Origin of the sequence: Alloyangia mangrovi (assembly GCF_002300555.2) — a bacterium.
Classification (GTDB): Bacteria; Pseudomonadota; Alphaproteobacteria; order Rhodobacterales; family Rhodobacteraceae; genus Salipiger; species Salipiger mangrovi.
In genome coordinates, this window is record NZ_NTHN02000017.1 from 51,963 (window position 1) to 69,343 (window position 17,381).

The window sequence follows — 17,381 nt, forward strand, 5'->3', positions numbered from 1 at the left end:
TTTTCTCTGGTGTATACGGCCGAGAACCGGCTATCCTTCCTGTTGTACAGAAATCCGCAGGTGCAACGACATGACCGACGGGACCACGCTATTTTCGCCGACAGGCCAGGCGCCGGATGCTAACCCGGCGCGCACGCGGGCCGAGACGATCGCCGCAGGTTTGCGCCGTGAGATCGAGACCGGACGGTTTCGTCCCGGCGACCGCCTGCCGAGCGAATCCGAGCTTACCCGCACCCATTCGGTCAGCCGAACCGTGGTGCGCGAGGCGCTCAGCCTGCTGCGTTCGGAAGGTTTGGTCGAGGCCCGCAAGGGCTCGGGGGTCTTCGCGCTCGATCCGGCCCAGGCGCGGCGGGCGCAGCCCTTCGCCGATCTCGACATGGAGCGGCTTTCAGGGGTGATCGAACTCTTCGAGCTGCGCTCGGCCTTCGAGATCCGTGCCGCGGGGCTTGCCGCGACACGCCGCTCGGCGCAACAGATCGAGGCGATCCTCAGGGCCAATGCCGCGGTCTCGGTCGCCTTCGAGCAGGGCGGCAACACCCGCGAGGCGGATTTCGCCTTTCACTACGCGATTGCGCAGGCGACGCAGAACAAGCGGTTTCCAGAGTTCCTTGCGCTGATCCGTCCGGGCATCGTGCCGCGGGTCGAACTGGAGGCGGGCAAGGGCGGCACGCCGCGCGCCTACACGCCGAACCCCGATCTCGTGCAGGAGCACGCGCGCATCGTTGAAGCGATCATCGACGGCGCGCCCGAGGCGGCGGAGGCCGCGATGAAGGCGCACCTCGAGGGCAGCCTCGGTCGCTACCGCGGCCTATTGCGCGAAAACTCGTAGGACCGCCGAGGGCGCGTCGGGTAGTACATCAAGGCCGAGGCGACCATGACCCGCCAATGCGACGCCCACTGAAGATCTCAGGGAAGTGAGGCAATCAGCGCCTCAAAGGTCATGATCCGTCCGGCGATTGCGCTAGCAACCACGGTCGGTGGACTGGCAAGCCACGTCTTGCCCGGGCCGCCACGACCTGGAAAATTCCTGTTGATGGCCGAGATCGTGACCTGGTCGTCGCGACTTGAGACACCGGGCCCGCATTGACCACAGGCACCGCAAGACGGACCAAGCATCTCTGCTCCGATGGCCTCAAAGGCTTGCAGGTATCCTTGCTGAAGACAGTAGTCCCGAACCTGTACCGTTCCGCACTGGAGGTAGAGCTCGATCCCCGGTGCGACTTTCAGCCCGCGATCCGCGGCCCATCTGGCGACCTCGTAATACCTGTCGAAATCCTCGCGCTTGCCCGCCGTGCACGAGCCGCCATAGGCGATGTCGACTTTGATCGGCTCATCAAGTTCGTCAACCGGAACACCGTTGCCGGGATCGCCGGGGCGCGCCAGCATGGGGCCGATTGCCGAGCAGTCAAGCGTCACTTCCCCGGCGTAGGATGCGCCCTCGTCGGAGTGCATCCAATCCTCGAGAGCAAAGTCGAGCCCGCGGCGCTCCTTGAGGAAGCGAACGGTTTCGGCGTCCGGAGCGCAGAGGCCCGTCAGCCCGCCCAGCTCGGCAACCATGTTCGTCAGGGTGGCCCGCTCGTCGATCGACATCGCGTCGACAACGGGACCCGTGAAATCGAATATCCGGCCTAGACCGCCGCCCGAGCGGATCAGATCGGTAGACAGGAGCTTCAGTACGACATCCTTCGCCATGACGTCGGGTCGCAGAACGCCCTCAAGACGGACACGTAGGCTTTCTGCCATTGTCAGCCGGATGGCGCCCGTCATGAAGGCATTGGCCATGTCGGTTGTCCCAACGCCATAGGCAAAGCATCCGACCGCGCCGGAGTGGGGCGTATGGCTGTCCGTGCCAACCACGATCCCCCCCGGGCAGGGCGTAGGATTCCGCCATCATGGCGTGGGAAATGCCTTCAGACCCATCCTCGCCCAGCAGGTAACCGTGATCAGTCAGCCCGTATTCCTTGCCAAAGGCCCGGTGCGCCTCGCTCAACTCGCGGACCTGGGGCAGCAGCCCTAGCTTGAGGTGGGTCGGCGAGCGATGCGCGTATGACAGGTGATCTTCGAACAGGACGATGGTCTTCGGATCGAAAAGCGTGAGCGGTTGGCCGAAACGGTCATGCAGCATGTGCGCGGCCATGGCCGTGTAGTATTCATGGATGAAGCGATGGCCGGCGCGCACGAAGCCGCCCGTGCCGGGCGAAAGGTCCCAGTCTATCCCTTCGACATCGAGTGCGTGGCGGGCAACGATTTTCTGGGCCAGCGTCAAGGGACCGTCAGGCATCACGCCGCGCAGCTTGGCGCCCTTCAGCTTGTCCTGTCCATACGCCAGCAGCCCCCCGGCGCGCAGGATCGCCTGTGCCAGGGTGTCACGGCCTGCGACCAGCTCCTCCAGCGCAATATCCTCGTCCGCGCGGATACGCTCGATCAGACCGAAGTCGGTGGAGGTGAAGATCCCGAGGTTATCGCAGTTCTGCCGATAGATCCGTTCGAAGCTTTCAGCGATCACAAGCCGGATACCAGCTGATTTTTCCGCCAGAGGCGAATGTTCGCGCGAGGAGCCTTTCCCATAGCGCTTGCCTGCAACGATGACGGCAAATCCGCCGTCGGCAATGGCGTTCTCATAGATCGGCTTTTCGTCACCGATCATCGTCCCGGTGTGGGCATAGCGCGCCAGGCGGGCGTCGTAGTTCAGCAGGATCGGCAGGGGAGTGATCTCGTCGGTCGAGATATCCGACCGCAGGGGGCCTGCCTCCGCATGGCTCAGGTCCTGCCCCTGCAACTGCGCGGCGACGGCCCCGGGTTCGGTTCCCAGGAACAGAATGCGTCCATCGAATTTCATCGGCTCACCTCCGGATGTCGCAGCCAGACCATGTGTGACATGCGCTCCGCCCGGGCCTTGGCGCGGACTTCGGCGGACTGCGTGTTCGTGTTTGATTTAAGAATCTCTTCCTTGCGCGCCAGCTCTTCCGCCATCTCCAGCACGCGCGCGGCGGCATCGTTCGGAATGATCAGCACGCCATCGGCATCCATAAGGACCAGATCGCCGGGGGCAATCCTCACCCTGCCTCCTTCGGGGCCGGGCAGCGTGACGGATTGGCCCCATCCGGTGATCTGGAAGCGACGCGCGCCATTCGTGGGGATGACCCCTGCCGCGACCACGTTGAGGCCAATCTGTGCCAAGGCCGTTTTGTCGCGCACCATGCCGTCCGTCACCAGACCGATAACGCCTGCCGATTTCAGATCGAGTGCCAGCAACTCGCCTGTCACGCCGCCGCCCCGGAAGCCGGAGGTTGCGAAGACCAGAACCCCGCCAGGCTGCGCCAGCGTCGGCAGGTTGTAGAGCGGCAGTGTCGCGTCAGGGCCCGCCGCCGTGCGCGTCGCGACGGACCGCTCACCCGATACGCAGATTGCCAGCCCACAGGCGGGTTCGAAGGCACCAACGGGCCCGAGGGTGGGGTCGAGCGTCTGGCTGTGATACCCCGCTTCGTCCAGCACATCGCTGACCAGAGCCGTGCCCAGAGCCTTGAACCGTTCGAACATATTGGTCATGGCCGTTCTCCCAGCAGCAGGTCGGGCAAGCCGGTCGACAGCACCGGGAAGAACGTCAGCGCGGCAAGGACAACGAAAGCGACGAGCACGAAGGGCATCACGCCGCGGGTGCCTTCTCCGATGGAGATCTTGCCGATCGCACTTGCGACAGCCAGGACGATACCGATCGGGGGCGTCACTAGTCCGATGCAGAGGTTCACGGTGATGACGACACCGAAATGGATCGGGTCGATGCCCAGTTCCTGGCTGATCGGGAACAGGACTGGCAGCAGCATGACCTTCGCGGCATTCACCTCCATGACCATGCCGACGACCAGCAGCAGGACGTTGATGACGAGCAGGAACATCAGGGGCGACGTCACCCAGGACTGCATCCAGGCGCCGAAGGTTTCGGGCGCATGAACCCAGGCCAGCATCCAGGCGAAAAGCGATGCACCCGCGAGGATCAGCATGACGGCCGCCGTCAGGCGCGATGCTTCGGTCAGGGCGTTCCAGAAGACCTTCCAGGTCAGCTCGCGGTAGATCACCCCCGAAACGAACAGGGCATAGACCACCAGCACGACCGAAGCTTCGGTCACCGTGAACAGGGCCGACAGGATGCCGACGAGCAGCAGGACGGGCATTGCCAGCGCCGGCAGGGCGGCGACAAACTTATGCGCCAGCTCGCTCATCGGGGCCGGGGGAAAGACGGGGTAGGCATTGCGACGGGCAATCGCCCAGGCGGCAACCATCAGGGCAACCCCCCAGAGAAGCCCGGGCACGATGCCCGCGATAAACATCCGCAGCACCGATTGGTCCGTCAGGTAGGCATAGACGATCCAGGCGATGGAGGGCGGGATCAGGGGCGAGATCGGCGAAGAGGCGGCGGTGATGCCGACCGAATAGCGGGTCGGATAGCCAGACCTGTCCATGGCAGGGATGAAGGTGCCGCCAATCGCGGCGGTGTCTGCCACGGCCGATCCCGAAATGCCGCCGAACAGGATGGACGACAGGACGTTCGATATGGCGAGCCCCCCAGTGAAACGTCCGACCAGGGCGTTGGCAAAGTCGATCAGCCGGGCGGATATCCCGCCGCCTGACATCAGGGCGCCTGCAAACAGGAAGGCAGGGATGGCCATGAGGGAAAACTTGTCCATACCCGAAAATAGGCGCTGCGGCGCGATGACAGGGTTAGCGCCTCCGTGCGCGATGATCGCGAGCATCGAGCCGGCGATGATCGACACGGCGAGCGGTACCCCGATGAGAATGCAAAAGCCGATGCCGCCGATGAGGATGAGTGCGAGTTCAGCGAGTTCCATCAGCCTTCCTCCGACACGCGGCCAAGGCGGGACAGCACCAGAACGAGCGCGATGAGGGCGGCGCCGATGGGTATCGCCAGATAGGGAAGGGACATTTTCACCCCAAGCCCGGTCGAGGTTTGCCGGCCGCCGATCCCGACCAGGAGCCAGCCGTAATGTGCAAGCAGACCGCAGACCGTCAGAGTGATGGCATCCCGCAGCCAGCCAACGGCGATCCGTGCGCCCTTGGGCAAGACATCGACCACGACATCGATCGAGATATGCCGGTTCTTCTCGATCAGCGCGGCTGACCCGATCATGGTGATGGCGACAAGCAGAAAGCGGGCAAGCTCTTCGGCCCAGACCGTAGGCGCGCCGATCGCGAACCTTGCGACGACCTGCACTCCAATGGCGCCGAGCATGGCCAGCAGGAGGAGGTTGGCAACAAGACCCGCCCCTCCCGCGACAATGTGCGATAACCTGGCGAATTTCTGTTTCATATCCCGGCCCCCGAGCCGCTACGTATGTGTTCATTGTGCGCGACCACTGGATCGGCACCTTAACATAGGACATCCCGCTCGAGCGGTGCCGAGCGGGACTGAGTGCTCGTGGGTTAGTTGGCGGCCTGAATTTTCTTTACCCAGGGTTCCAACTCGGGGAATTTCTCTGCCATCGGTTCCAGTTTGGCGCGGAACTCAGACAAATCGGGACGGATGAACTCTGCGCCGAAGCCTTCGAGTTCTTTTTCGAGATCGGCGAGTTCAGCCTTCGCCTGCTCCGTACCCCATTCCATCGCGATTTTGGCCTGCTCGTTCACGATAGTCTGCTCTTCGTCCGAGAGCTGGTGGAATCGCGCATCATCGAACACGAAGGTATAGGCGCCATAGACGTGATCAGTCATAATGACGTAGTCCGCCGCCTCGTAGTATTTCGAGCGGATGTGGGCCGAGAGCGGGTTCTCCACGGCATCGATGATGCCGGACTGCAGGCCGGTATAGACTTCACCGGAAGACATCGGCGTCGGCGAAGCGCCCAGCGTTTCCCACGTCGCGCGGAACACGTCTATTCCCGGCACGCGGATCTTCAGACCAGCGAGGTCTTCGACCGAGTTGATCGGGCGGGTCGAAGCCATTTCCCGAGGTCCGCGCGAGCCGGCGCCGACAAGGCGCAGACCTGTCTTTTCGGCCAGGACATCGAACAGTTCCGCGCCGATCTCACCATTGTAGACCGTGTTGAAGTGGTCCTCGTCCCGGATCAGGTAGGGATAGCTTTCGATGGCGGCGAGCGGATCGTAGGAGTTCAGCGACGCGACCACTGTCATGACGATGTCGTTCGTGCCGATTGCGAGCGCTTCCAGCGTCTCGCGCACGGACCCGGTGGTGCCGGAGAGCGCCAGCTCGATCTCCAGGTCGCCGCCCGATGCTTCAGCTACGCCGTCCGCAAACTTTTGCGCGACCTGACCCCAGACTGTCTGGGGTGTCTCAACCGAGGCGAGCTGCAGGACGGTCTCCGAATGCGCCGGCAGCGCGACGCTCGAGAGCATCAAAGTTGCGCCAGCCAACGTGTGCTTCTTAAAGCAAATTGACATGTTATTTCCTCCCTTGGTCGCCGACTCCTCAACCGGCTGTCTACCTATTATACCAAATTACAGGTGGACACAACCGAGCATGAAAGTATCCTGCAGGGGAGGGAGACACGATAATGTTGAAAGCTGAACAGGTCCGCCGCAAGAAGCTCTACGAAAACGTCGTCGAGCAGATCGAGTCTGCCCTTGTTCGCGGTGATCTGAAACCGGGGGATTTTCTGCCGGCAGAGCGCGACCTGTGCGAGAGCTTCGGCGTAAGCAGGACGGCGGTGCGAGAGGCCCTCTTCGCGCTGCATCAAAGCGGATTGATAGATCTCGAGAATGGTCGCAGGGCCCGCGTCATTGAGCCAAGTGCCGAAAAGATGATTGACGATCTGGCTGGTCCGGCGCGGTTCGTCCTGTCCCGCCCGGACAGGCTTCGCCAGCTTCAAGAGGCGCGCATGATGTTCGAAGCGTTCCTTGCAAGGATCGCTGCGCGAGATGCGACGGATGAACAGATTGCGGCGATAAAGTCGGCCCTCGACGCCAATGAAGCCAGCATCGGCGACGATGAAGCCTTTGTCGAGACCAACATCACGTTCCATCTGGCCATCGCCAAGGTGTCGGGGAATGTGTTTCTCGATTCACTGCATAGCGCGGTCCAGAAGTGGCTCGAAGAGCATCGTCGCGTCGCGATCAAGAGGGCAGGGGCCGCAGAGCGCGCCTTCAAGCGGCACCTCGAGATATTCGAGGCAATCCAGGCCCATGACCCGGATGCCGCCGAAGAGGCGATGCGGGCCCACCTTCAGGAATCAATCGACGCCTATTGGGCCGTGCGTGACGAGAACCGCGAAAGCGAAGAGGCCCGAACCGCTTGAGCTGTATTGGTATCAGACCGGTATCACGCGGGTGTCCTTCACGCTTTTCAGCGTGAAGCTGGTGCTGATCGACTGGACATTCGGCAGTTCCACGATCGCGTTCTTGACCGTCTCCTCATAATTGCGAACGCTCTTGGCCACGACGTGCAGGACATAGTCGTGGTCACCGCTGAGCGAATAGCACTGCAAGATCTCAGGCACCCTCTGAACAGCGTCCTCGAAGGCCTGTAGCCGGTCGCGATTGTGGGCGGCGATCCGGACGAAGCAGAGAACCCGGATCTCATACCCGACCTTTTCCGGGTCGATGTAGTAGGCCTTTTCGCCGACCACGCCGTCTTCCTTCAGGCGTTGCAAGCGTCGCCAGGATGGCGAGTGGCTCAACCCGGTCGCATCGCCAAGCTCGCGCATGGTGATGTCAGGATTCGCCTGAATGCACCTCAGGATCCGTCGATCCGCTTCATCCAACATCCTGCCTCCTCCCCTGAGACATAGATCGCGGGATTCGCACCAACTTGGAACAAGAGAGCCAAAAGGGCGCCTCGCGCGCTACATTGTAACCTATCATACCATCATATAGCTTCAAGATAGCAACCGCGTGCCCGACGTTCCGTGTGACCATCCGTCTCCGGAGGTCCCCCATGTCCATCACACTCGACGACAAGTATACCGCTGAAACGGGTCATGTCTTTCTGACCGGCACTCAGGCCCTGGTCCGATTGCCGATGACGCAGATGCGCCGCGACAGGGCTGCCGGCCTCAACACCGGCGCCTTCATCTCGGGGTATCGCGGCTCCCCGCTCGGTGGTTTTGACCAGCAGCTGACGAGCGCGCGCAAACACCTCGCGAAACACGACGTGGTGTTCCAGCCCGGATTGAACGAGGACCTGGCCGCAACGGCCGTGTGGGGCAGCCAGCAGCTGCATCTGTCGCAGGGCGCCAGAAAGGACGGTCTGTTCGGTATCTGGTATGGCAAGGGGCCCGGCGTGGACCGTTCGGGCGACGTGCTGAAGCATGCCAACGCTGCCGGGACGGCCGCGCATGGCGGCGTTCTGGCGCTCGCGGGCGACGACCACACCTGCAAATCCTCGTCGATCCCCCACCAGTCCGATCATGCGTTCATGTCGGCGCTCATGCCGATGCTGTATCCGTCCTCGGTTCACGAATTCCTCGAGATGGGACTTCTTGGTGTGGCCATGTCCCGGTTCTCGGGCTGCTGGGTCGGCTTCAAGGTGATCTCGGAAACGGTGGAGACGACCACGGTCGTCGATCTGGCCCAAGAGGCGCGGCAGTTTGTTCTGCCAGAGGATTTTTCACTGCCTCCGGGCGGGCTGAACCTGCGATGGCCCGACACGCCGCTGGTTCAGGACGAACGCCTGCAAGAACACAAGGGTTTTGCCGCCATCGCCTTTGCCCGCGCGAACAAGGTCGATCAGGTCACCATCGAGGACCCGAACGCGCGGCTTGGGATCGTCGCCTCTGGCAAGGCCTACGAAGACGTCCGGCAGGCAATGGCCGAGCTGGGTCTGGGGCTCGACGAACTCCGGGCGATCGGTCTCAGGCTCTACAAGGTCCGCATGCCCTGGCCGCTGGAGCCGCAGGGGATCCGCGCGTTTTCCGAGGGGCTCGAAGAGGTCCTGATCGTCGAGGAACGGCGCGAGATCATCGAGAACCAGATCAAGCAGCAACTCTTCAACTGGCGGGCCGATGTCCGCCCGCGGATCGTCGGGAAGTTCGATGAACGCGACCGCCCTTTCCTGTCGCTCAGCCAGGGACTGACCGTTGGCCGGGTCGCCGATGCGCTGGCCGAACGCATCCTGAAGCTGGATCTGCCCGAAGGATTGGCCGCGCATATTCAGGCGCGTGCGCAGCAGCTGAAGTCTGCGGAGGGCAAGGTCGCAAGCCACACGCCCCCGGTGACCCGTCTGCCGCACTATTGCGCGGGCTGCCCGCACAATACGTCGACGCGCGTTCCCGAAGGGTCCAAGGCGATGGCGGGCATCGGGTGCCACTTCATGGCGCAGTGGATGGATCGCCGGACCGAGACGTTTACCCACATGGGCGCCGAGGGCGTGCCGTGGACGGCCATCGGGCGCTTCACGGATGAAAAGCACCGCTTCGTGAACCTGGGGGATGGCACCTATTTCCATTCCGGCCACCTTGCCGTGCGGCAGTCCGTCGCCGCCGGCGCGAACATCACCTACAAGATCCTCTATAATGACGCTGTGGCCATGACTGGCGGGCAGCCCGTCGATGGCACGCTCACACCGCAGCAGATCACGCATCAGATGCACCACGAAGGTGTCGCGCGCATCGTGCTGATGTCTGATCGCCCGGATGTCTACAAGGCGTCCGACCTGGCGCCGGGCACCGAGATCCGCCACCGGGATGAGATCGACGCCGTCATGCTGGACCTGCGCGAGGTGGCGGGCGTGACCGTCATCGTCTTCGAGCAGACCTGCGCCGCAGAGAAGCGGCGCCGTCGCAAGCGGGGCAAGATGGAAGACCCTGACATGCGGCTCTGGATCAATCCGGCCGTCTGCGAAGGCTGCGGCGACTGCTCGGAAAAGTCCAACTGCATCGCGGTCGAGCCGGAAGAGACCGAGATGGGCCGCAAGCGCCGCATCAACCAGTCGATGTGCAACAAGGATTATTCGTGCCTGAAAGGCTTCTGCCCTTCGTTCGTGACGGTGCGCGGGGGCAGCCTCAAGAAGCGCAGCGCGCAGGGGGGGGGCCGATGTGTCCGCTCTTTCCGAGCCGCAGGTGCCCGACATCGATCGCGCCTGGAACCTTGCCCTGACCGGCGTCGGGGGGGACCGGCGTTCTGACCATCGGGGCGATCCTGGGGATGGCTGCGCATATCGAGAGCCGGGTTCCGATGATCCTCGACATGGCAGGGCTGGCACAGAAAGGCGGCGCTGTGCTGAGCCATGTGCGCATTTCGCGCCGCGAGCGTCCCGCAACGGCGCCGCGGATCGCGGCCGGCACGGCCGATCTGCTGATCGGCGCGGACAGCGTTGTGGCGGCCTCCAAGGACAGCCTGCTGCTGTGCAGCCCCGAGCGGACCGACGCGCTGCTGAATACCAAGATCACCCCGGTGTCCGATTTCGTCCGTCTGCGCGACTTTGACTTCCAGGAGCCTGCCGTCGAACGGCTGGTCGAGAAAAACGTGCGCAACCGCGATCACTACCATGACTTCTCCGAGTTGGCAGCGCAGCTGACCGGCGATGAGATCGGCGCCAACATGATGATGCTGGGCTATGCGTGGCAGCAGGGGCTTGTCCCCGTCGGCCGTGAGGCGATTGCCCAGGCAATCGAGCTCAACGGTGTCGCAATCCCCTTCAACCTCGCGGCCTTCGATTGGGGGCGGCTGCTGGCGGATGACGCAGAGGCCGTTCTTGACAGGGTGGCCCCTGCCGAGGCGACCCGGAAGACCCAGGATGAGCTGAGCACGGAAGAGCTGATCGCGCAGCGTGCGGCGCATCTGACGGCCTATCAGAACGCGGCACTGGCCCGACGGTATACCGCGCGGCTGACGGCGCTCAGCACAGCCCTGCCGCCCGAGACGCTGCGGCAGGCGGCCATCTCTTATGCGCGGGTGCTGGCCTACAAGGACGAGTACGAGGTCGCGCGCCTCTACTCGGAACCGGCATTCAGGGAGGGGCTGGCGGCAACGTTCGACGGGGATTATCGCATCTCGTTCAACCTCGCCCCGCCGTTCCTGCCCGGCGAAGACGCCACGGGGCGACCCAGGAAGCGCGCGTTCGGCCCCTGGGTGCTGCCCGTCTTCCGTCTGCTGGCACGGCTCAAGGGCCTGCGCGGAACATGGGCCGATCCCTTCGGGCATGGCGCAGATCGCAGGATCGAACGCGCGCTGATCGACCTGCACGAGGCGGATCTGGACTTGGCGCAGCACCTTGGCGCGGAGGCCGAGCCTTCGCTGATGTCCGAGTTGCTTGCCCTGCCGCAGCAGGTGCGCGGCTACGGTCCGGTCAAGCAGGCCGCTTACGAAAAACAGACAGACAGACGGGATCAGATCCGCTCGGCACTGCTGAACGGCAAGAAGACCGCCACGGCGGCGTGAGGAGGAGACGACATGTTCACGGCATCAATGGCCTTTGGCTTGGGCGAGGATGTGAACGCTCTGCGCGACATGGTGCATCGCTGGTCGCAGGACCGGCTCAAGCCGATGGCGAAGGACATCGACGAGAAGAATGAATTCCCCGCCGAGCTTTGGGAGGAACTCGGCGCCCTCGGGCTTCTAGGGATCACGGTGCCCGAAGCTTATGGTGGCGCTGAAATGGGCTATCTCGCCCATGTCGTGGCCGTTGAGGAAATCGCGCGGGCCAGTGCATCCGTGTCGCTGTCTTACGGCGCGCATTCGAACCTCTGCGTGAACCAGATCAAGCTGAATGGCACGGAAGCGCAGAAGGAATGCTACCTGCCAAAGCTGATAAGCGGTGAACATGTCGGTGCGCTTGCAATGTCCGAAGCCGGTGCCGGTTCCGATGTGGTGGGTATGAAACTGCGCGCGCAACGGAAGGGCGATCATTTCGTTCTGAACGGCAACAAGTTCTGGATCACAAACGGCGGCGAAGCCGATACGCTTGTGGTCTACGCCAAGACCGATCCAGATGCAGGCTCGAAGGGCATTACGGCCTTCCTGATCGAGAAGACCATGGCCGGTTTTTCCCAATCGCCGCATTTCGACAAACTTGGGATGCGCGGTTCGAACACGGTCGAGCTGATCTTCGAAAACGTCGAAGTGCCCGCCGAGAACATCCTTGGCGAAGAAGGGAAGGGTGTGCGCGTTCTCATGTCGGGGCTCGACTATGAACGCGTCGTGCTGTCCGGCATCGGGCTTGGCATCATGGCCGCCTGCCTGGACGAAATCATGCCCTACATGGTCGAGCGCAAGCAGTTCGGCCAGAGCATCGGGGATTTCCAACTGATGCAGGGCAAGATTGCGGACATCTACACCAAGATGAATTCGGCGCGTGCCTACGTCTACGAGGTCGCCCGTGGCTGCGACCGGGGACAGGTAACCCGGCAGGATGCAGCAGCCTGCGTGCTCTATGCCTCTGAGGAGGCGATGACGGTTGCGCATCAGGCCGTGCAAGCCATGGGCGGCGCGGGCTTCATGAACGAAACGCCCGTCAGCAGAATCTTCCGTGACGCGAAGTTGATGGAAATCGGCGCCGGCACCTCCGAGATCCGCCGCATGCTGATCGGGCGCGAATTGATGGGGGCGATGCGCTGATGGCCGTGCTTCATTCGACCCTGTCACCCCTGTCCGAAACCTTCGCGGTCAACCAGGCCGCTCTGGCGCCGGTGCGCGATGCGGCCGGGCGGGCCGCGGCCGGCGGGGGCGCTAAGGCGCGCGAGCGTCGCGTCAGCCGCGGCCCGGTTGGCTGCGCGACCGGATCTCCGCACTGCCGGCCTTCACTCTATGAAAGTGCTGCGCGATGGTCGAACGGCCGACCGAGTGATGCTGCATCACAGCATTAGTTTCCCTGTTGAGCGGCAGGTAATTGGATGTGTCGGCTGCTTCCCCACCGTTGAGTTATCCTGAACCGGGATCAACCGCGCAACAAGGAGAAGCAGCCATGTGTGCAAAGAAGACAGGAAGGATCGAAGATCTCGCCGTCGTCGGGATCGACATCGGCAAGGATACGTTTCACTTGGTCGCGTTCGACCGGTCCGGCCAACTGGTCATGCGCAAGCAGATCAAGCGCTTTGACCTGAATGCCACGTTCGCAAAAATCCCTTGCTGCATCGTGGGAATGGAGGCTTGCCTCAGCGCCCATTTTGTCAGCCGAACGCTGCGGGGCATGGGGTTCGATCCGCGGATCATCCCGGCGATTTACGTAAAGCCTTTCAACAAGGGCCAAAAGAACGACTACAACGACGCCGAGGCCATCGCCGAGGCCGCGTTGCATCCAAACCTCCGGACCGTTTCAGAGAAAGACCAGGATCAGCTCGACCTTCAGGCTCTGCATGGGGTCCGGGCACGGCTGGTTTCGCGACGCACGGCCACCATCAACCAGCTCCGGGCCTTTCTCATCGAGCAGGGGATCACCGTCAGGTCGGGGCTGCGGGCGCTGAAGAATTCCTTCGAGACGATCCTCGAACAGCGACGGGATGAGATATCGCCACGGAAGCGCGGCATTCTAATCGGGCTCTATGGCGACTGGCTCTGGCTGGACAAACGGATCGAGGATGTCTCTAGCGAGATCGAAGAGATCAGCCGCACTGAGGAGAACTGCGCCAACATCATGACGATCCCAGGCATTGGCCCGATGATCTCGACGGCGATGGTCGCGTCCGTCGGCAAAGGTGAAGCCTTCGATCGAGGGCGCGATTTCGCGGCATGGGTGGGCCTGGTGCCCCGACAATTCAGCACAGGCGGCCGCACCATTCTCGGCAGGACCACTAAACGCGGCAGCCGCTATCTGAGGATGTTGTTTGTGCAGACGGCGAAAGTGATCATGATGCGCCCATACCGATGGTCTGACTTCAGCTTCGGCCCGTGGCTGACCGAGGCGGTCGCCCGTATGCCGCGAAACAAGGCGGCCATCGCGCTTGCCAACAAACTCGCTCGAACTGCCTGGAGCCTTCTGCGGCACGGCACCCGGTTCGACGCGCCAAAAGACCCGGCAATGGAAGCGATCTGACGCCTTCCAAGGTCACCAAGGAGTTAGCGATTGAGAGGACAGCATGGAACGGAGAAGATACGCCCCCAGAGTCTGACGGCCCAAATGGTCATCATGGACCTTGCCGGTAATGAGACCACGGCGCGTGCGTAACCCCATCAAGGCCACGGCCCGCGAGCCGATCAACAGGCCGGATACATATGAGCGATTTCCGAAATCGTGCCGAATTCTCGATTGCGAATAGCAGCCGACACATACAATTGGGCCGAGAGGCAAGGGGATATGTCCTTCTGCGGCTGACCTGTGACGGGTGCGTCGCCCTCTACACTGGCGGCTTTCAACAAGGTTTGCGCGATGAGCATGAGCAGTGCCTCAGGTCCGATCTGAGCCCACAACAGTCGTTTTGAGTGTGAGCCTTGTGCCGGATGCAGAATTTTTGGATGCGTCGGAATTGGCCCTAGCTCCACATCACCCGATGAAACGCGAAGGAGGCGCCTGCATGGCCACCACTGGAAAACAGCTGTTCACCACGCTCGAGGCCGACGGCACACTGACCGTCGCGCTTGAAGACGTTTCATTTGCCGACCCCACCCAAAACCAAGTGCTGGTGCGGATGGAAGCCGCGCCGATCAATCCCTCGGACCTTGCCATTCTCGTCGGCGGCGCCGACATGGAGAACGCGGATTACACGCCGGGCAAATTCGTGGCCCGGATGCCCGAGGCGGCAAATGCCGCATCGAAGGCCCGTCACGGTTTGAAATTGCCCGCTGGTAACGAAGGCGCAGGCACGGTGATCGCCGCTGGCGACAGTGACGCTGCGCAGGCGCTGGTGGGGCAGCGCGTCTCCTGCGTCCCGGGCAACGCCTACAGCCAGTATTGCCTCTCCGCCGCGGACATGTGCCTCCCGCTGGGCAAGCATTCCGCCGAAGAAGGCGCCAGCGCCTTCGTCAACCCGATGACCGCCCTCGGCTTTGTGGAGACTGCCAGGGCCGACGGACAGACCGCCATCTTGCACACTGTCGGGGCCTCGAACCTCGGCCAGATGCTGACGCGCATGTGCGCAGAGGATGGCATCCGGCTGGTGAACATCGTGCGAAAGAGCGATCAGGTGGAGCTGCTGAAGGGGCTTGGCTCCGAGCATGTGGTCAACTCTTCCGAAGACGATTTCATGGACAAGCTGACCGACGCAATTCGTGAGACAGGCGCCTTCTACGGCTTCGATCCCGTGGGGGGCGGCACGCTGGTCGATACCGCATTTCGGGCGATGGAGAGGGTCGCAAGGGAGCAGATGGCCGAGTATTCGCGCTACGGATCGAACCAGCCGAAACGCATGTTCATCTACGGCCGCCTCGACACCAGCCCTACCATCCTGACACCCAGCTACGGGTTCGGCTGGACCTTATCTGGCTGGCTTCTGTTCCCATTCCTGCAGTCGATTGGGCAGGAGACCATGGGCCGGATGCGTCAGCGCGTACGTGATAACCTCACCAGCACCTTTGCCAGCAGCTACAAATCTCGCGTCACGTTGGAGGAAATGCTGACCAAGGACGCCGTGCTGGACTACCGCGCCATGCGCACGGGCGAGAAATACCTCGTCACGCCCTGGGCCTGACCCGCAGGGCAGAAAGGCGCCGCCCGTCGCCGGGCAGCGCCACATGAGGTTACAGAAGCTCAAGGACCTTCTTCGCCGCCGCCTCCGACGAAGCCGGGTTCTGCCCGGTCACCAGCCGGCCATCGGCCACGGCATGAGGCTGCCAGTCGCCGACGCTCTCGAAGTCAGCCCCGAGTTCACGCAGCTTGGTTTCCAGCAGAAACGGCACCGCCTCCAACAGCCCCACGGCCTCTTCCTCGCTGTCCGTGAAGGCCGTGACCTTGCGGCCCTTCACGATGGGATCGCCATTCGCATCCACGACTTTGGCAAAGGCCGCCGGACCATGACAGACCGAGGCGACGACCTTGCCGCTATCCCAGGCCTTGCCAATGACCTTGGCTGCAAGCGCGCTTTCCGCGAGGTCGAACATCGCGCCGTGGCCGCCCGGTATGTAGAGCGCGTCGTAGGTTGTGACGTCCTCGTCCTCGAGGCGGCCGGGGTTGGACAGAAGCGCCGTTGCCTCCGCATCTGCGCGGAACCTCGTGACCGAGGCCGGGGCCTCCTCACCAGTCAGGTCGGAATTCGGGTCAATGGGAACAGGTTTTCCGCCAAGCGTCACCAACGTGACCTCGTGGCCCGCATCAAGGAAAGCGTAATACGGACTCGCCAACTCTTCGTACCAAACGCCGGTGGGGTTGCCGGTATCGCCAAGAACATCGGCCGCAGTGGACAGGATCAAAATATGTGCCATTTTCAGGCCTCCTTGCGTTGTCTCGGAACGTCCCGCGAGGGTCACTGCAGGAACGTCTCCGCACTGATATGGGACGAATTTGCAAATCGAGAAATTGATGCGCAGCATGTCAGATATCGGTAAGCTGGACACATGCCCCCAGACATATCTCTTCTTCGCGTCTTCCACGCCGTGATGGAAGAACGCAATGTCACGGCTGCGGCGCGACGCCTCGGCCAGTCGCAAAGCACTGTCAGCGCGGCGCTTGCGCGGCTGCGCGTCGCCTTGGGGGATGAGCTTTTCCTGCGTGCCAGATATGGCGTCGAGCCGACCGAGAAAGCGTTGCAGATCGCGCCGGACGTCGCGGCCGGGCTGGACCGGCTCGAACGGGCGTTCCGTGCCGCCGAGCCTTTCGACCCCGCTCAAAGCACGCGGCGCTTCCGGCTGTTGCTGGGTCCTTACGCGGAGGTCGTGCTCGCCCCGCTTCTGGCCGCCGCCTTCGCGCGTCACGCCCCAGAGGCCGAGCTCGAAATCGCCCCGATCGGCCCGGACCTGGATCCGCGCTCCCTTGCCGGGCAAAGCTTCGATCTCGCCATCGGACGGTTCTCCCCTCCACCGGAGGACCTGGTCGTCTCGGAACTTTTCAGTGACGGATTCCGCTGCATTGTAGCCCCCGAGGCTTTGGCAGACGGCGCGACCCTGGATCGCGACCTTTATGAGCGGCTTCCGCATGTGGTGGTGGCGCCGCCCGGAAGATGGCGCACCGGATTGCATAAACTAACCGCCGACACGGGCCTGCGCCGCAACACCGCGGTGATCGTCTCGCACTTCCTGACGGCAGCCCCGACAGTCGCCCGCGTCGGAGGCATCGCCACGGTCCCTGCGCGCATAGCGGCGATGATCGCCGAACCTTATGGTCTCCGAGACATGCCGGTCCCACTGAACCTGGGCACCTTCCCGACGCAGGTCGCTTGGCACCCACATAACCGGAGCGACGCACGCCACATCTGGCTGCGAGACCTTCTGAACAACATTGCACTTGGAGAAGTGGAGAGGGGCCGAGACACGTGAGACGTAGATGATGGGCGGCAATCTGCGCGCACTGGTCGACCAACGCTACACCACGGTTTTTTTCGCGCAAA

Annotated in this window: 15 protein-coding genes and 1 pseudogene; 8 read left to right on the forward strand and 8 right to left on the reverse strand. The window is 62.9% G+C overall.

Annotation, left to right across the window (positions count from 1 at the left end; all coding sequences use genetic code 11):
• Nucleotides 1–70: 70 nt before the first annotated feature.
• On the forward strand, nt 71–829 hold the full coding sequence (locus CLG85_RS11170; RefSeq protein ID WP_095881465.1) for a FadR/GntR family transcriptional regulator: 759 nt from the start codon (nt 71–73) through the stop codon (nt 827–829).
• 77 nt (nt 830–906) lie between these two features.
• On the opposite strand, the gene CLG85_RS11175 is transcribed toward CLG85_RS11170, so the two are convergent.
• The 6 genes and pseudogenes from CLG85_RS11175 to CLG85_RS11200 all read right to left on the reverse strand — a co-directional run bounded on the left by CLG85_RS11175 (nt 907) and on the right by CLG85_RS11200 (nt 6,414).
• Nucleotides 907–1,857: an aconitase family protein gene (locus CLG85_RS11175; protein WP_260348893.1), complete on the reverse strand. Its 951-nt coding sequence runs from the start codon at nt 1,855–1,857 to the stop codon at nt 907–909.
• A 601-nt stretch (nt 1,858–2,458) separates the two neighbouring features.
• Nucleotides 2,459–2,839: pseudogene (locus CLG85_RS27400) on the reverse strand (3-isopropylmalate dehydratase small subunit); the annotation flags it as partial.
• Nucleotides 2,836–3,549, reverse strand: a complete 714-nt coding sequence (locus CLG85_RS11185; RefSeq protein WP_095881467.1) for an RraA family protein — start codon at nt 3,547–3,549, stop codon at nt 2,836–2,838. The gene CLG85_RS11185 and the pseudogene CLG85_RS27400, both read right to left, overlap by 4 nt.
• Nucleotides 3,546–4,847 carry a TRAP transporter large permease gene (locus CLG85_RS11190; RefSeq protein ID WP_260348894.1) on the reverse strand — a complete coding sequence of 434 codons (1,302 nt, stop codon included), beginning with the start codon at nt 4,845–4,847 and terminating at the stop codon, nt 3,546–3,548. The genes CLG85_RS11185 and CLG85_RS11190 overlap by 4 nt, the downstream gene beginning before the upstream one ends.
• Nucleotides 4,847–5,326, reverse strand: a complete 480-nt coding sequence (locus tag CLG85_RS11195) for a TRAP transporter small permease (protein WP_095881470.1) — start codon at nt 5,324–5,326, stop codon at nt 4,847–4,849. Before CLG85_RS11195 ends, CLG85_RS11190 begins: the two co-directional genes overlap by 1 nt.
• 113 nt (nt 5,327–5,439) lie before the next feature.
• Nucleotides 5,440–6,414 carry a TRAP transporter substrate-binding protein gene (locus CLG85_RS11200; protein ID WP_095881471.1) on the reverse strand — a complete coding sequence of 325 codons (975 nt, stop codon included), beginning with the start codon at nt 6,412–6,414 and terminating at the stop codon, nt 5,440–5,442.
• A 113-nt stretch (nt 6,415–6,527) separates the two neighbouring features.
• On the opposite strand from CLG85_RS11200, the gene CLG85_RS11205 reads away from it, so the two are divergent.
• Nucleotides 6,528–7,268 carry an FCD domain-containing protein gene (locus tag CLG85_RS11205; RefSeq protein ID WP_095881472.1) on the forward strand — a complete coding sequence of 247 codons (741 nt, stop codon included), beginning with the start codon at nt 6,528–6,530 and terminating at the stop codon, nt 7,266–7,268.
• Nucleotides 7,269–7,280: 12 nt separating this feature from the next.
• On the opposite strand, the gene CLG85_RS11210 is transcribed toward CLG85_RS11205, so the two are convergent.
• A complete protein-coding gene (locus CLG85_RS11210) occupies nt 7,281–7,736 on the reverse strand; it encodes an Lrp/AsnC family transcriptional regulator (protein WP_095881473.1) in 456 nt (151 codons plus the stop codon).
• 170 nt (nt 7,737–7,906) lie between these two features.
• Between CLG85_RS11210 and CLG85_RS11215 the strand changes: the two genes are divergently transcribed.
• The 5 genes from CLG85_RS11215 (at nt 7,907) to CLG85_RS11235 (ending at nt 15,530) form a co-directional block, all read left to right on the forward strand.
• Entirely contained in the window at nt 7,907–10,093 is a 2,187-nt protein-coding gene (locus tag CLG85_RS11215; protein ID WP_260348895.1) for an indolepyruvate ferredoxin oxidoreductase family protein, read from the forward strand.
• 20 nt (nt 10,094–10,113) lie between these two features.
• The gene (locus tag CLG85_RS11220) at nt 10,114–11,349 is read left to right on the forward strand and encodes a DUF6537 domain-containing protein (RefSeq protein WP_260348896.1); all 1,236 of its coding nucleotides are present in this window, start codon (nt 10,114–10,116) and stop codon (nt 11,347–11,349) included.
• Between the two features lie 12 nt (nt 11,350–11,361).
• Nucleotides 11,362–12,525, forward strand: coding sequence for an isovaleryl-CoA dehydrogenase (locus CLG85_RS11225; protein WP_260348897.1), 1,164 nt, complete (start codon nt 11,362–11,364; stop codon nt 12,523–12,525).
• 346 nt (nt 12,526–12,871) lie between these two features.
• On the forward strand, nt 12,872–13,939 hold the full coding sequence (locus tag CLG85_RS11230; protein ID WP_260348898.1) for an IS110 family RNA-guided transposase: 1,068 nt from the start codon (nt 12,872–12,874) through the stop codon (nt 13,937–13,939).
• 478 nt (nt 13,940–14,417) lie between these two features.
• On the forward strand, nt 14,418–15,530 hold the full coding sequence (locus CLG85_RS11235; protein WP_095882637.1) for a zinc-binding dehydrogenase: 1,113 nt from the start codon (nt 14,418–14,420) through the stop codon (nt 15,528–15,530).
• Nucleotides 15,531–15,579: 49 nt separating this feature from the next.
• On the opposite strand, the gene CLG85_RS11240 is transcribed toward CLG85_RS11235, so the two are convergent.
• A complete protein-coding gene (locus tag CLG85_RS11240; RefSeq protein WP_095882636.1) occupies nt 15,580–16,260 on the reverse strand; it encodes a type 1 glutamine amidotransferase domain-containing protein in 681 nt (226 codons plus the stop codon).
• A gap of 132 nt (nt 16,261–16,392) precedes the next feature.
• Here CLG85_RS11240 and CLG85_RS11245 point away from each other — a divergent pair, with 132 nt between their 5' ends.
• On the forward strand, nt 16,393–17,310 hold the full coding sequence (locus CLG85_RS11245; RefSeq protein WP_095882635.1) for a LysR family transcriptional regulator: 918 nt from the start codon (nt 16,393–16,395) through the stop codon (nt 17,308–17,310).
• The last annotated feature ends 71 nt before the right edge of the window (nt 17,311–17,381 follow it).

Coding starts and splice junctions, on each gene's coding strand:
- CLG85_RS11170 (WP_095881465.1), top strand. CDS start 71: ATGACCGACGGGACCACGCTATTTTCGCCGACAGGCCAGGCGCCGGAT.
- CLG85_RS11185 (WP_095881467.1), bottom strand. CDS start 3,549: ATGACCAATATGTTCGAACGGTTCAAGGCTCTGGGCACGGCTCTGGTC.
- CLG85_RS11190 (WP_260348894.1), bottom strand. CDS start 4,847: ATGGAACTCGCTGAACTCGCACTCATCCTCATCGGCGGCATCGGCTTT.
- CLG85_RS11195 (WP_095881470.1), bottom strand. CDS start 5,326: ATGAAACAGAAATTCGCCAGGTTATCGCACATTGTCGCGGGAGGGGCG.
- CLG85_RS11200 (WP_095881471.1), bottom strand. CDS start 6,414: ATGTCAATTTGCTTTAAGAAGCACACGTTGGCTGGCGCAACTTTGATG.
- CLG85_RS11205 (WP_095881472.1), top strand. CDS start 6,528: ATGTTGAAAGCTGAACAGGTCCGCCGCAAGAAGCTCTACGAAAACGTC.
- CLG85_RS11210 (WP_095881473.1), bottom strand. CDS start 7,736: ATGTTGGATGAAGCGGATCGACGGATCCTGAGGTGCATTCAGGCGAAT.
- CLG85_RS11215 (WP_260348895.1), top strand. CDS start 7,907: ATGTCCATCACACTCGACGACAAGTATACCGCTGAAACGGGTCATGTC.
- CLG85_RS11220 (WP_260348896.1), top strand. CDS start 10,114: ATGGCTGCGCATATCGAGAGCCGGGTTCCGATGATCCTCGACATGGCA.
- CLG85_RS11225 (WP_260348897.1), top strand. CDS start 11,362: ATGTTCACGGCATCAATGGCCTTTGGCTTGGGCGAGGATGTGAACGCT.
- CLG85_RS11230 (WP_260348898.1), top strand. CDS start 12,872: ATGTGTGCAAAGAAGACAGGAAGGATCGAAGATCTCGCCGTCGTCGGG.
- CLG85_RS11235 (WP_095882637.1), top strand. CDS start 14,418: ATGGCCACCACTGGAAAACAGCTGTTCACCACGCTCGAGGCCGACGGC.
- CLG85_RS11240 (WP_095882636.1), bottom strand. CDS start 16,260: ATGGCACATATTTTGATCCTGTCCACTGCGGCCGATGTTCTTGGCGAT.
- CLG85_RS11245 (WP_095882635.1), top strand. CDS start 16,393: ATGCCCCCAGACATATCTCTTCTTCGCGTCTTCCACGCCGTGATGGAA.